Here is a 14501-nt window from a genome sequence, read left to right on the forward strand (position 1 = left end):
AATAAATAATTTTACTGGATATGGATATGCGACGTCACGACCGTGGGTTTACATTACTAGAAGTAATTATTGTTCTGGCCATTATGGGCGGGGCTTTAGTGATGTATACCAATCATGTTCGTAAAGAGTCGCTTAAAACAGCACAGCAAAATATCGCCAATGCGCTGGTAATGGAAATGAAAGGGGTCGTTAACTTCCTTCATGATGATCCTTTACCTATTGGTGGCGATGATACGATTGAAAACCCGCTTTATCACGATCCGGCTACGTTAAGCACCGAAACGAACAAAGAGTATAAAGTCAGACTTGCTAATAATATAAATGACATCAATACAGATGAAATTAAACACTACTTCCTCTGGGGCGATAGTGATAACGCTAATAACCAGCAGCGTTACCTGTTCATCAGTAAAAACTGTTCTAACAAGCTGAAGTCTGAAATGGAACTTTCAAAGGAATACCTTTCCTGTAAGTTGAGCTCACAGGCGAAGAACAGTGCGGCAATCATTAAGCAGGTAGGTTTTGCGGCTGAAAGCCTAAGGGCGTCAGATGACACAATCGCACGCGTCGATGTGATCGTCGCGTTTGAGTACACAACGGGCGATGAAAAGTATCATTTCGTTGATTATGCTCCTGCGTTTGCCAAAGCCCTGAACAATTCAGGGTTGATTGCTTCACATATGATGCTTGTTCACCGCAGTAATTCGACGGGCAACTGGCTGCTGGTGACGCAATCAGATAACAAAACACCCATTGAACTCAACAACGCAGCTTCCAATATGGCGGCGTTAACAAAGTTACCGAAAACAGAACGCTTCGGTGTGCGCTTCACGTTTGATATGAATGATAACAGTAACGGGGGAAGCGGAGGCGGCGGCGGTGCTGCAAATACATGTTGGGATTCAGAAAACAGCAAAGTAATCCACTGCTTTGACCAGAAGGAGGGTACCAGCGATCGTGGTGAGGATGCAGTTTTGGCATTAACAACCAAACCAAAAGATGATCCGAAAACGACTGACCCGGCCAAAATCAAAACTGCGACGCTGAATGCCAATTTGATTATGGAGAATACGTCACGACGTGTGTATATCTTCAAGCGTAAGTACGGCGGGGCTCTGGATACTGATAGTGCTGGTCAACCCAAGCTCTACGCATGGAAAGACAATAACGGAGTTGAGTTCGCTGGTGAATATTATTTAGATGACAATACAAGAGCGGATGTGCTGGGCCCTGTTTATGACGATAATGCTAAAAACACCTATACCCCTGATACCTATGATGCTTATGAGTTAGTGACACCTGCCATTGTTGATTATATTGCGAATAGAACAGATCACAGTGATATCTCGGGGGCAGAGTATGAACAATATGACGACGGGGATTCGGGTTCTGTTCATAGCGGCGCATTACGCTATCCCGTTCAAGTATGTCCAAAATTAAAACAAATCATCATCCTGCGAGATCAGGCTGGTGAACCAATAATAGATAATGGAAAAGCTGTCAGTGTCGAGGTGGAGCGACGATTGTTTCCCAGAATGAGCGTTTCTGTTTCTTCTGCTTCAGCCTTCCCTGGCGGTACGGATAATGGCGGTGAAGATAGTAGACGTTACAGTGGCGTTGAACTTGATAATCTGGATAAAAATAAAAGTACATTAGATGATACTAAGACTGTTGGGGTTTTGGGAGGAATTACTACTCAGGTGGAAATAGTGGAACAAAATACACAGGACTCTAGTACTAGCTATCTAAACCCTGGTGGCCACTTAAAATATAACAATCATAAATATATATGGGCAATTACTAATATGGTTGGTATGTATGATATGAAAGCTGGCGTAGGGGTTAATGTGGAAAACTCCGCTGACGTCTCGTATACAGTAACACGCTGGTGTAGCACTATCCCGCAAACGGGAAGCCCCGCAGATTTAATTGATTCTTACGAATATGAATAACGCATAAGGCGAAATAAGGATAACGGATTACAGGAGTATCAGGTGAAGAAGCTTCGTTTTTATGGATATATCACATTATTAGTGCTGGGCACCTCAAGTGCGCTGGCTGCGACGGGAGGAACGACGTCAGCCACCCCACAGGCAACGGTTCGCAATCCGTTCCAGGGAGGGAGTGTTTCTACGGGGGCTTCATCTACTATCGCTCCATCTCTGGTGCTTCATGAAAATGAACTTCTGAGCCAGGGGGTGAAAAAATGGGTAGAGGGTAACGGCTACAAACTGTTTTGGAACAGCAAAAAAGACTACCTCATATATAACGATATCACCTTGAGTGGACGCTCTGACGATGAAATTTTACAGCAACTGGGCGAGTTATTTTTTTCTGAAAACTACGGTCTGGTTGTCAAGAAATACGAAAAAAATCGCGTAATTGTCATTGATGAACTTTAAACGTACGGATACGTTATGAAAATTAAAACAGGAATTGTAATGATGGCCCTGCTGCTGCAGGGGTGTGCCAGTGATTTTCATCGTAAATACGATGCCGAAAATGCGGTAAAAGAAGATCTGCCGAACACAACACCTATCGACGCCACCAAGGCAAAGCCTTACACCAAATATAACGGTGCATATCTGGGGCAAAAGGTACAGTACTCGGTTGAACAGCAGCGCTTGATGGGGAAACACGTCAAGATCTCCTCCTATGAACCCGCCACGCTTGCGGTAATTCTTGACGCCGTTGCTGCGCAAACCGGCGTAAGCTATCGTATTGAGGCAAATCCGAAAGGTAGTAGCAAAGGCGGAGCTGATTGGGATACTCCCCATAGCGTAAATTTTGACGGTACATTCGCAGAATTTATGAATTATATCGCATCACTCTATGATGTGAGCACTAAACTCGATAATCATAACTTATTGAAAGTTAATGTATTCGAGACTTATGCCATTCGTCTCGATTTTTACGGCGAAAATAATAAAACCGAAACGACGCTTGATCTCTCAGGTAACGAAGCAACATCCAGTGGTGGTCTGACCGGCAAATCCGAAACAAAATTTGAATCATCTTTCTGGGATGATATTGAGGATATTGCAAAAAATTATCTTTCGTCAGGTAACTACAACCTTTTTAAAGACTCTTCAATCCTGATGATCAACGCGCGGCCCTCGGAATATGAAGCGCTTAATCAGGCTATCGATAAATACAAAGCGGATAACAGCCGCCAGTTTATTGTTACATACAAAATTTTCACTCTTGATAAAACGAAGGTTTCTGAGTTAGGTGGAGGGTTGGACTTCTCATTTGTTGATAAGCATAACACCATGCGTATCACCAGTAGCTTGCTCTCATCACTCACTGGAGGAATGTCTGTTGGCTGGAAGAACAGCAATGTTGATATCAGCGGTGGGCTGGATGCGCTTTATCAGTTAACCGGTAGCCGTTCCTTACAGAGCGGGTCATTTATTACCCGTAATAATATGGCCGTGCCGTTAAACATGACGAAATCGCAGAACTACGTTTCAGGTAAAACGCGTACTACCGATGACAATGGTGAGGTGAACGTTGAAGTTGAAACCTCTTCAATCGTCACGGGCACCAGTTTTATTGTGACGCCTCGCGTGCTTTCTGATGGACGTATTGAAGTAGTAAGTGGCTTCACCAAGCGCTACCTTGAGGGAATTGAAACCTTCGATGACGTTCAGTTGCCGTCAATCAGCACCACGGAATCATTTAACTCATCAATCATTATGCCGGGCGATCTGCTGATGGTTGCGAAATATGATGTCAAAGATGATAACGGTGGCCTTGAATACCAGGTGATGGGGGCATCCGATAAAGACGACTCCGCAACGGCAACGGTGGTGATGGTTATTGGTATTGATTACTACCGCCAGCCCATGACTTCCCGCTAACAAGGGGAGGGATGATGAGAGCGGAGCTACTCAAAAATAACATCTTGACGGGTCTTCTATGGGAACCGGAAAGCTTATCGCACCTTGATCCCGGGGCTCAGGTTTCCTTTCGGGGAATGGTCAAGGCCTACAGGAAACTGGTTTATAAGGATAGCAAAGGTGCTGCAGCGGTTGGTTATTGTGAAAAAGTATCAAAGCTGTATGAACCATTCGCACTTTATATCAAAGAGCTGTTTGGTGACGGCATCTATTTCGTGCATGAGGATGACGATGAAACCTACTTCCTCATCATTAATGAAGGGCGGGTGGTGAGTGGCACGGATTGCTTTATCAGCCGTGAGCTCTTTGATGAACTGATTAAACACAATGAACAATATTCGCATCTGGATGTGACATCGTTCGTTGATGTACAGCTGGATGCGGTAATTGAGCGTTGCCGTGCCCATCAATTATCACTTCAGCGACGTCGGCGCTTTATGATCGGCTTATTCTTCGCCAGTGGGATAGTTTTCCTGCTGGTACTGGCGCTGGTGCTCCATTTTCTGGTGAGTAAATAAACATGCTGGATAAACTTTATTTCTGGAAGGGCGGTGGCACGGGTGGTGGCAGTTCTGCAATGAGTCTGCTGCTGATTATCTTTGTGCTTCTGATCCTCATGGGGGGTGGTGCCGGGGGATATTGGTATTACTCTATTTATATTCCTGAGCAGCAACAAAAAGCTGAGCAGGAGGCGCTCGTTGCGCAGCGACAGGCTGATATTTCTTCCGTGAATACTTTTTACGAAAGTTCACTCGAAGGTATCGCGGTGCCACAGGCAATATCGTTATTTGACGAAATTCATCGTGGTACGTTCCCAATATGGGTGGCACAAGTTGGAAACACGCTTGGTTTTAGCTGTGATACGAAAAAGTGTAATTTTAGTTTTGAACTGGAAGATGGCATTATTGCTACATATCCGAGCCTGACGCTTTGGGGTAAAACGTATAAAGCCTCTCCTTTTTTACCGAAGAGTGGAAAAGTCAAATTTGGCTTTCAGTATACCAATGTAGCAGTCAAGCTTGAGTCGAATGAATTTCTTAAAGCTTATAAAGCAAAGAAACCGATAGCGCTTTTCCCTTGCGGAGAGATTCTTTCGTACATTACTGCTTATAACTCTTATCTGGGCAAGACTCCCCAAAAAGGCGGGGTGATTAAACTAAAAACTTTCCCGGCAACCACTGTTGAAGAGCTGGAGAAAAAATTGGGATCTCAGGTATACGCTTTTGGTATACGGAGCGCCACTTGGGAGATAGAAGTAAAAGAGCAACTAAATAATGACCTAAGTTCTCCTTTAACCGATATGCAGGCGCTTTTATATCAGCAGCCCTATCGGTCCGCTTTTTTAATCAGGAAGATTGATAGTACAGACAAAGGAATGAAAGTTTCAGGAGGTTTGGTATGCAAAGCGTAAAATCAACTATGGCCATCGCGGCGTTTATTTTCAGTGCAGGAGCTTTCGCGGAACCCACATCTGCGCTTCCTTTTCCTGCGATGCCAGATACGACTGCGGGGGCGCAACCGGTACATTCTCTTGCGGGAGCTGATACCAGCGTGGTTTCACAACCAACTCAAGGTCAAGATAATACCGTCTCTGATGAGAAAACCACTCAGGTGTTTCTAAAAGAGGTGGTGGAAAGTGACTATGAATATCAGTTGCAAGCGCGACAACTTAAACAGCAAGTCGAGCTGGAAAAAATGCGCAGCGAAATTCGCAAGCTTCGCGGCGAAGACAAAAAGCCGGTTGCCGCCGTGTCTCAAGCGGCGCCTGCACAACCTGCTCCCTCGCAACAAGAAGCGCCTACAGCGCCTGAAAGTAAGATTCCAAAAGAATTGCCTTTGGTACTGTTGGAATCCGAAATCGCCGGAAGTGCGCGCGTGGCCGTTACCAATTCCGCACGCAGCAAGCTGATGTACGTTCGCCCGGGCGATCTGTTTGAAATGGATGGCGTGCAGTATCAGTTAGTCAGAGACAAGAAAAGCGGCCTGCAGGTAAAAGGTGTGACGCAGTGAGTTTGGCTTATCTGAGTATCGAACCCGAGGAACTTTTCTCAGAACGATGGGAGTTCTTCGAGTTCGACGGTATCGGCCTGACCGCCTCCTGTGAAGAGGGGGAGTTTCTGCTCGTCTTTAACGTGTCAGTCGAAAAGATGTTTGAGCATCAGTTACAGATTGCACGCCTGAAATCGATGCACAAGCGTCCTGTCGTGGGCCTGGCGCGTATTACTGAAGAAGAATATTACCAGGTGATTGAATATATTTCCCTGAAGGCGATAAATGCCGCGCAGGGAAATATTGATATTACCGATACCCAAAAACGGCTGGCGAATATTCTTCTGCGTGCCGTTAACATGGGCGCAAGCGACTTACATATCACCCGTAATGATGTTTTGGCCCAGTTTGAGGCCAGGGTCAACGGCGTGCTGATGCCCTTTATGCAAATAAAGTCTCAGCAGTGTGATGAGCTGGTGTTTGTGTTGTATAACGTTGAAGCCACCACGCGTGATACCACCTGGAACCGTGCGATCCCGCAGAACGCCAACATTCTGTATAACCTGGATGGTAAGCCTTTCCGCTTCCGTTACGCGCACTTCCCCATCTTCGGTGAAACGCCGGATTGCTACCATGCGGTGCTGCGTATTATTCCGTCAGGCCTGCAAAAAAATAATATCGGCTCTATCGACAAAATCGGCGTCTCTGACGCCGAACTGACCGATCTGAAAAAGATCCTCAGTAATCCTTATGGCGCCTATGTGATTGCGGGGACAACAGGTTCCGGTAAATCAACGACCCTGAAAAGCCTGATGGAATGGTTGCAGATACATCGTTACGACGATCGAGGCTGTTTCCTGACGGTTGAAGACCCTGTGGAATATCAGATTTATGGCGCGAAACAGAGTTCGGTGGTTAGCGTTGACGGCGGTGGCTTTCATGCCGCCATTAAGTCAGCGCTGCGTCGCGACCCAGATGTACTGATGGTGGGGGAGATCCGTGACAACGTGTCGGCGAACGCGCTGGCAGGTGCGGTTGAGAGTGGTCACTACTGCTTTACGACCGTCCACGCCGGTAACATCGTTTCTCTACTGCAGCGTATGTCGGCGCTGGGTATCGGTAGCGACAAACTTTCGACGCCGGGCTTTATCGCCGGTTTGCAGTGTCAAAAGCTGGTTCCGGTTTTGTGTGAATCCTGCAAACAAGTTCATGAAATTAAAACTATTAGCGGCCGCGAATTTACGCTTTATACGGCCGGAGAAAAAGGCTGCCCGAAATGTAAGCATAGCGGTATTAAAGGCCGTCAACTGGCGATGGAATATTTTTTGCCTACCTATGAAGAGCTGGCAACCATTTCGCGCCAGGAGTGGCTGAACACCTATGCGCTCTGGCGCAAGAAGCGTGTGGCGGCAGTAGGGCTGGCGGAAGGTTTCGAGATCCGTGAAAAGGTCATGGCGCATGTCCTGATGGGGCGCATCGATGCCCGTTGGTATGCCATGGAATTTGGTGTGGTAAGCGATGAAGATCTGGAGATGATCGTTGGCAAAATTTAGCAAAAAACAGCGCATATACATTTATCAGTTTTGCGCCGACATGATTAAAGCTGGCCTGCCGCTGTTCGATTCCCTGCAGAAACTGCAAATAGAAGGGCGATCGTTACTGGGCGCAGGGTTCAGTAAAAAACTGCAGGGGCTGTTGGTACAGATGAAGCAGGAAACCTCGGTTTCAGCTGTGTTCAACGGCATGGTGCCTAGCTCCGAGCTAAGCGTAATTACGGCGGCGGAAAAAAGTGGCAGCCTGGCGGATGGCTTCTTTACGCTGGTTTCCGTTATTCGCTACAACGACGAACTGCGCAAGAAAATCGTTGGCGCGCTGATTTTCCCGCTGATTATGATTACCTTGTCACTCGTGGTGATTACCGGTTATTCGCAAAAGGTCTTCCCGGCGTTTGCATCCGTCGTACCCGTGAGTAAGTGGCCGGGCGTGACGTCATCACTCTATAATTTTGGCACCGCGCTTTATGAAGGTTTGTGGATTAAAATTCTCGTCGGTTTTATTGTTGGCGTGATTGTTATTCGCTTTATGCTCGGGAATCTTAAGGGGGCTATCCGTAATAAAGTGCTGGATCGTATATTGCCTTTTTCAACCTACCGCCAGCTTACGTCGTCAATTTTTCTTAACAACCTGGCATTGATGTTGAGCAACAACATCCCACTGACTGATGCGTTGGCGATCATTCAGCTTAACGCTAACCGCTGGTTGCGCTGGCATCTGGATGTGATGCTCGACAAAATGGCGCGCGGGATAAACTACGGTAAAGCGCTGGACTCCGGCCTGATGGGGCCAGAAGAATTGCTTAATATCAGCCTTTATGCGGACCTGCCGTCATTTAATGAAGTTCTGCTTTCGGTTTCAAATCGCTCTCGAGAGCATATTCAGGAATATATTAAAAAACTTGCCGGGCTGTTAAAGAACCTGGCGACACTAATCCTCGGTGGCTGCGTTATTTGGGTGTTCGCTGCATTATTCTCATTGATGGATACGTTATCGAAAAGTGCAACAGGGATGGGCTGAGTATGAAATGGATGAAAGAAATTTGTTTTACTTTGATGTTAACGTCCTTACCCGCCATTTACAGTTATGCGGGTAGTGGGAAGTATGGTTTTGCGACTGATATTGCTGGGGCAGATATTTGTGAAATGTGGAACTTCCCATTTCCAGTTACAGTTAAACTTCCCAACATATTAACTGTAGCAGGTGTGCCTATCGATCTCGTTCAATATAATATTATATGGGTGAGTGATCATGGTAAAGGCATGGGTTATTACTATGATTATTTTAGTAATGGCGAGTCTCATTCATATTGGCCGCAGGAGCGTTCTTGGGGATCGGAAACGTACGCAGATATTAATATAGGGAATGCGCAAAATATAGCTTGCACGACGGACACAGCGTGTACGCAAGGAGAAAAGGCTGCAGTTAATGGAGGTGTGTCGAAATACAATGAGTTGGTTGCTGAATTTGGTAAGGAAAATGTAAGGACCGCCCATGTGAATGCACGTGGTGATGGGACACAATATAACCAAATGTTAGATGGGCGAAGCTTTAAACTCTTACGTATAGAAATCTTCACACCCGCAGGGAATTATACCAAGAAAGGTAACTATGAACCTTTTTATCTGGAGTATCGCAGAAAAGCAGGGAGTAATAATGAGATGGAACTTGTGGAGAAGGGGGGGTACACATTTTCTTTGAGTGCGAAAAATGATTTGAGTAATCTTGATAAAGTAATCAATCTAAATAAACTATCTGCAATTCAAATCTTCGTTGATTGGATCCCGAATATCGATGCACCCTCTTTACGCCCGACTGAAAGCATTTATGTTACGGCGGAAACAGATAAAGTGACAAATGATATATTACAAAAATCACCCATTCCAAAAATGTGTGAATAGGAGCTAAAAGAAATGCGCATGGAAGCGTTTTTTGCCCCTTGCTATCCGTGGCTGGCGCTGGGGCTAGGGCTATTGATCGGCAGTTTTTTAAATGTAGTAATCTATCGCGTACCAGTTATGATGTTGAAAGAAGAAGAGGATACATCCTCCCCGCTCTTTAACCTCTGGTGGCCGCCCTCACACTGCCCGAACTGCCAGCACAATATCATGCCCTGGGATAACATCCCGGTGCTAAGTTGGCTCTGGCTGCGTGGAAAGTGCCGCTATTGCCACGGCCATATTTCCTTTATCTACCCCCTCAGCGAAGCGCTGATTGGTGCCGGGTATATGGCGCTGGTGTTCTGGTACTACCCCCACTACAGCCTGACTCAGTTGGCGTTTCTGGCACTCTTTTTCAGTGTCCTCTATACGCTGGCGATGATTGACTTCAAAACTTACCTTTTGCCCGATTGCCTGGTCTTTTTGCTGTTGTGGGCAGGGCTGATTGCCTGTGTCAGAAATCTGATCCCACTTTCTCCGCGTGACTGTGTAATGGGAGCGGTCATCATCTGGGCATTCTCCTGGTCAATGGCGCGCGTCTTTACCTGGGTGACAGGCAGAGAAGGCTTCGGCCAGGGCGATGTTAAATTGTTTGCTGCCTGTGGCGTCTGGCTCGGGGCTGACAACATTGCCGCCCTGATGTTGGGCTCAGCCGGATTAGGCGCACTCTTTTTCCTGATTCAGGCGGTGAACAAACGCTTTGCGAAAAAAAATTCTGACGCAGATGAATTTGCTGCTCAGGGATACATTCCGTTCGGCCCGGCAATTTGTATTACTGCCGCGGTATTGATGTGCTCGGAGGTACTGACTCATGGTTGAGTTTATTTTGCCATTATTTCTGGGGGTATTCTCCCCTGGCGCGCCGGTGTTTTATGATGTGGTATCACAGAAAGGAGATGCAATTACGCTCTCTCTCAACGATAGCCGCAAATCAGGCCCTTCGACGACTCTCACCCTGCCGCGAACGCTACTTCTGCTTAATAGTGCGGTATGGCGGCCGGTGGGCTATAAGCCCGAAATTCACGGCATTACGCCTTATGTTCCGCCAAAGATTTTGACTCAGGCGCAGCAATATTTTGATGAGATGATGATATGGCGCGCGCAAATTCCCGCACGGCAGGAAGCGACTGTCGCCCCACGCGTTGAATGTGCCACGCCTGGCAATATGCAGTGGCAGGCATCACTACGATTGGGAATCGACGGCGAACGTCTTCAGCCACTCTCTTGTCAGCAGCAGTCTGCGTTAGCGCTCTTCCTTAAAGCGCCGGATATCGACACAGAAAAATTGCCGGAAGAACTCCCCGCAGATGAACTGGCTGATGATGGCTTTATGGGCAGCAGCGTCTTCTCGGTATTGAATGCCACTATTCCGACGGCGAGCGCGCCGCCGCCCTCATGGCATCCCACTGGAGACTTAAAGGAAGCCAGAGTGCTGCAACAAATTCCGGAGCAGTCGTTTATCTTTCCGCTCACCAGTAGCGTCACGGTCACATCGCCTTATGGTTTACGCTATCATCCGATGTTGCACCGTTTTATGCGCCATGAAGGGGTGGATTTACGCGCAGCGCTCAACAGCAATGTCCTCTCTGTATCCAGCGGCGTCGTCAGTGAAACCGGCTACGGCCCGGCAACGGGGCTGTATGTGACGGTGAACCATGCGGATGGCTGGAGCAGTCGTTACCTTCATCTTAACCAGATTCTGGTGACGAAAGGGGATCGCGTCGCGAAGGGCAATATTATCGCTTATTCTGGATCGACCGGGCGCAGCAATGGGCCGCATCTGCATCTTGAGATTAGCCATCACGGACGTTTACTCAACCCGATGGACGTGCTTTTTGCCCGGATTGAAAGCCCAAGTAATCAGCCACTAGCGTCGGCGGTGCCCGCCAGCGCTGAACCTGTGCAACCTGCACCAGAGCCTATCGATATGACTCCGGCAATCGCTGTTATCAGTGGCGACGCGGATACACTCCAGGTTGGCGTGCGTATAGGCCGGAAAACGGTTTTCTACAGTCCGAAAGAAATCGTCGAGACAGAAGAGGGAAGCTGGCGAATCGTTCAGAAGTTTGGCAAGTTCAAACTGGTGAAAATTGAGCCTAAAAAGTAGCCAGAAAGGGCGCTAATGCGTTGCATTTTCGCCCGTTTTGATTGCTTTTGCTGTTTTTTTCCGCAGTTGATACAATGCGATAAAATTGCCCTTGCGAAGGTGATTCGCTTTGGTTAGTATTCACACCCGCTTCAGTGGGAAACATTTGAAACACCCACTTTAATTGGTCGAAGCAATTGGTATGCGGCAACTCCGCAAGGAACAGGTTGATTATGTACGAAGCTCTTTTGGTAGTTTTCCTTATTGTGGCGATTGGCCTTGTTGGTCTGATCATGCTGCAGCAAGGTAAAGGCGCTGATATGGGAGCCTCCTTCGGAGCAGGCGCTTCCGGCACGCTGTTTGGTTCAAGTGGTTCTGGTAACTTCATGACCCGCATGACCGCAGTTCTGGCAACGTTGTTCTTCATTATCAGTCTGGTGCTGGGTAACATCAACAGCAACAAGACCAATAAAGGAAGCGAGTGGGAAAATCTGAGCGCGCCGAAATCTGAGCAAACTCAGCCAGCTGCACCGGCTCAGCCGACCAGCGACATCCCACACTAAGAGTAGTATCTGTGCTGAGGTGGTGGAATTGGTAGACACGCTACCTTGAGGTGGTAGTGCCCTAACGGGCTTGTGGGTTCGAGTCCCATCCTCAGTACCAATATTCCGAAAGAAAGACGCTGAAAAGCGTCTTTTTTTTCGTCTGTAGTAAGCGTAGCGCATCAGGCGTTGCGCTCGCGGCATACCCGCCGGATGCGGTTTCGCCTTATCCGGCCTACAACTGCAGAACATACCAAACACAGCATGCTTCGTAGGCCTGATAAGCGCAGCGCATCAGGCGTTGCGCAAGTGGCAGAGTTGCCGGATGCGGCTTCGCCTTATCCGGCCTACAAATGTAGAACATACCAAACACAGCATGCCTCGTAGGCCTGATAAGCGTAGCGCATCAGGCGTTGTGCAAGTGGCAGAGTTGCCGGATGCGGCTTCGCCTTATCCGGCCTACAAATGCAGAATATATCAAACACAGCATGCTTCGTAGGCCTGATAAGCGTAGCGCATCAGGCGTTGCGCAAGTGCCAGAGCATGCCCACAAAAAAAGCCGCATACGCGGCTTTTTGCATACTTCAACAGAGACGCGATTACTTCGCTTTATTCTCCAAGTTCTCAACCTGCGGCACACCGCTGGCGGCAGAGGAGGAGAGCAGGCCAGTTTTCGCATAACCAAACAACTTATCGCGCGTATCGGTAATGTCCAGGTTACGCATGGTCAACTGGCCGATACGATCTTCGGCAGAGAACATAGAATCACCTTTCTCCATGGTAAGACGCTCTGCTTTATAGGTCAGGTTGTCAGACACGGTGTTCAGAATTGAATAATCATTCCCGCGACGCAGTTCCAGCGTGACCTCGCCGGTGATCTGGCTTGCGACCCAACGTTGCAGCGAATCACGCAGCATCAGCGCCTGAGAATCGAACCAGCGGCCCTGATACAGCAGACGGCCCAACTGACGACCATGCGCATGATACTGCTCGATGGTATCTTCGTTATGAATGCCGGTCAGCAGACGCTCATAAGCGATATGCAGCAGCGCCATCCCCGGAGCTTCGTAGATGCCACGGCTTTTCGCTTCGATAATACGGTTCTCAATCTGATCGCTCATGCCCAGGCCGTGACGGCCACCAATGCGGTTTGCTTCCAGCATCATCTCCACGTCGTCGCTGAAGGTTTTACCGTTCAGCGCGACCGGATGACCCTGTTCAAAACGGACGGTCACTTCTTCTGCCGGGATCTTCACGTTCTCGTCCCAGAACTTCACACCCATAATCGGATTAACAATCTTGACGCTGGAGTTGAGGAATTCGAGGTCTTTTGCTTCGTGCGTCGCACCCAGCATATTGGAGTCGGTCGAATACGCTTTCTCAACGGACATCTTGTAGTCGAAGCCGCAGGAAATCATGAACTCAGACATCTCATGACGACCGCCCAGCTCATCGATAAAGTCGCTATCGAGCCACGGTTTGTAAATCTGCAGTTCGGCGTTAGTCAGCAGGCCATAACGATAGAAACGTTCAATATCGTTGCCTTTATAAGTGCTGCCGTCGCCCCAAATGTTCACGCCATCTTCTTTCATGGCGGCAACCAGCATGGTGCCAGTAACGGCACGGCCCAGCGGAGTGGTGTTGAAGTAGGTCAGCCCGCCGGTGGTGTTGTGGAATGCGCCACACTGAATAGCGGCGATACCTTCTGCAACCAGCTGCTTACGGCAGTCGATCAGACGAGCGTTCTCTGCGCCATATTCCATAGCACGGCGTGGGATAGCGTCGTAGTCTTCTTCATCAGGCTGGCCCAGGTTTGCAGTATAAGCATATGGCACTGCGCCTTTTTGTCGCATCCACAGCAGCGCCGCGCTGGTGTCCAGACCGCCGGAGAAGGCGATACCAATACGTTGACCTACCGGAAGATGCTTGAGAATCGTCGTCATAAAGTAAAACCCTGCTTTGATAGACTGATGGAGAAAACGCTTTTTCGCTCTCAGTGAATTTTTATGCAAAATAAATGAGTTTTCATTTAATCATCTTTTGCGCAATACCGGAAGTGCTTCGTGCGATTTTCAGTGAAAAATCCTTATCGCTTCGGCGTATCGCTCATGACACATTACCGCCTGTGATCCTGCTTGTCCGCTGCATAGAATGTGAGGTTGACAGGATGTTATTTTCTTCTTTATACTACAGGCCGATTTTACGTCCCGTCCTCGGTACCAAATCCCAGCATTATTTGCATTTTTTACTCAAAACGCGTAAAATTTGCCACGTTTCAGGCGCGGGGTGGAGCAGCCTGGTAGCTCGTCGGGCTCATAACCCGAAGGTCGTCGGTTCAAATCCGGCCCCCGCAACCACTTTCCCTTAGAGTTCTTTTTCAAATATACTGTGAAGACTTAGGCCTTCGTAGCTGGATTTGAAAAAAATTCTTTCGGAAGGTTCTCCAGGCCGCAGTTGCGGCTATAGGGTTCAGTTATCTAAAGCCCCG

Annotated in this window: 13 protein-coding genes and 2 tRNA genes; 14 read left to right on the plus strand and 1 reads right to left on the minus strand. The window is 48.1% G+C overall.

All coding sequences use genetic code 11. The features are described 5' to 3' along the window. Window positions 1–26 precede the first annotated feature (26 nt). The 13 genes from DBY68_RS04560 to DBY68_RS04620 all read left to right on the plus strand — a co-directional run bounded on the left by DBY68_RS04560 (window position 27) and on the right by DBY68_RS04620 (window position 12134). The gene (locus DBY68_RS04560; RefSeq protein WP_158529099.1) at window positions 27–1952 is read left to right on the plus strand and encodes a type II secretion system protein; all 1926 of its coding nucleotides are present in this window, start codon (window positions 27–29) and stop codon (window positions 1950–1952) included. 42 nt (window positions 1953–1994) lie between these two features. After that, entirely contained in the window at window positions 1995–2402 is a 408-nt protein-coding gene (locus DBY68_RS04565; protein WP_108474975.1) for a TcpQ domain-containing protein, read from the plus strand. Between the two features lie 15 nt (window positions 2403–2417). After that, on the plus strand, window positions 2418–3863 hold the full coding sequence (locus DBY68_RS04570; protein WP_108474976.1) for a type II and III secretion system protein: 1446 nt from the start codon (window positions 2418–2420) through the stop codon (window positions 3861–3863). Window positions 3864–3874: 11 nt separating this feature from the next. Beyond that, window positions 3875–4420, plus strand: a complete 546-nt coding sequence (locus DBY68_RS04575) for a pilus assembly protein (RefSeq protein WP_233503875.1) — start codon at window positions 3875–3877, stop codon at window positions 4418–4420. 2 nt (window positions 4421–4422) lie between these two features. Further along, window positions 4423–5313, plus strand: coding sequence for a hypothetical protein (locus DBY68_RS04580; RefSeq protein ID WP_108474978.1), 891 nt, complete (start codon window positions 4423–4425; stop codon window positions 5311–5313). Then, complete coding sequence (locus DBY68_RS04585; RefSeq protein WP_108474979.1) at window positions 5301–5912, plus strand: hypothetical protein; 612 nt, start codon at window positions 5301–5303, stop codon at window positions 5910–5912. The genes DBY68_RS04580 and DBY68_RS04585 overlap by 13 nt, the downstream gene beginning before the upstream one ends. Next, window positions 5909–7444, plus strand: coding sequence for an ATPase, T2SS/T4P/T4SS family (locus tag DBY68_RS04590; protein WP_108474980.1), 1536 nt, complete (start codon window positions 5909–5911; stop codon window positions 7442–7444). Before DBY68_RS04585 ends, DBY68_RS04590 begins: the two co-directional genes overlap by 4 nt. After that, the gene (locus DBY68_RS04595; RefSeq protein WP_108474981.1) at window positions 7431–8465 is read left to right on the plus strand and encodes a type II secretion system F family protein; all 1035 of its coding nucleotides are present in this window, start codon (window positions 7431–7433) and stop codon (window positions 8463–8465) included. The genes DBY68_RS04590 and DBY68_RS04595 overlap by 14 nt, the downstream gene beginning before the upstream one ends. A gap of 2 nt (window positions 8466–8467) precedes the next feature. Then, a complete protein-coding gene (locus DBY68_RS04600; RefSeq protein WP_108474982.1) occupies window positions 8468–9346 on the plus strand; it encodes a hypothetical protein in 879 nt (292 codons plus the stop codon). An 18-nt stretch (window positions 9347–9364) separates the two neighbouring features. Beyond that, the gene (locus tag DBY68_RS04605; protein ID WP_158529100.1) at window positions 9365–10204 is read left to right on the plus strand and encodes an A24 family peptidase; all 840 of its coding nucleotides are present in this window, start codon (window positions 9365–9367) and stop codon (window positions 10202–10204) included. Beyond that, the gene (locus DBY68_RS04610; protein WP_108474984.1) at window positions 10197–11492 is read left to right on the plus strand and encodes a M23 family metallopeptidase; all 1296 of its coding nucleotides are present in this window, start codon (window positions 10197–10199) and stop codon (window positions 11490–11492) included. The genes DBY68_RS04605 and DBY68_RS04610 overlap by 8 nt, the downstream gene beginning before the upstream one ends. 212 nt (window positions 11493–11704) lie before the next feature. Then, complete coding sequence (gene secG, locus DBY68_RS04615; RefSeq protein ID WP_108474985.1) at window positions 11705–12034, plus strand: preprotein translocase subunit SecG; 330 nt, start codon at window positions 11705–11707, stop codon at window positions 12032–12034. Between the two features lie 13 nt (window positions 12035–12047). After that, window positions 12048–12134 (plus strand) — tRNA-Leu (locus DBY68_RS04620). A 478-nt stretch (window positions 12135–12612) separates the two neighbouring features. Here DBY68_RS04620 and argG read toward each other — a convergent pair. Then, window positions 12613–13956: an argininosuccinate synthase gene (gene argG / locus DBY68_RS04625; RefSeq protein WP_108474986.1), complete on the minus strand. Its 1344-nt coding sequence runs from the start codon at window positions 13954–13956 to the stop codon at window positions 12613–12615. Window positions 13957–14293: 337 nt separating this feature from the next. Between argG and DBY68_RS04630 the strand changes: the two genes are divergently transcribed. Next, window positions 14294–14370 (plus strand) — tRNA-Met (locus tag DBY68_RS04630). Window positions 14371–14501 lie beyond the last annotated feature (131 nt).

The organism is Pseudocitrobacter sp. RIT415 (assembly GCF_003057695.2).
Taxonomy (GTDB): domain Bacteria; phylum Pseudomonadota; class Gammaproteobacteria; order Enterobacterales; family Enterobacteriaceae; genus Pseudocitrobacter; species Pseudocitrobacter faecalis.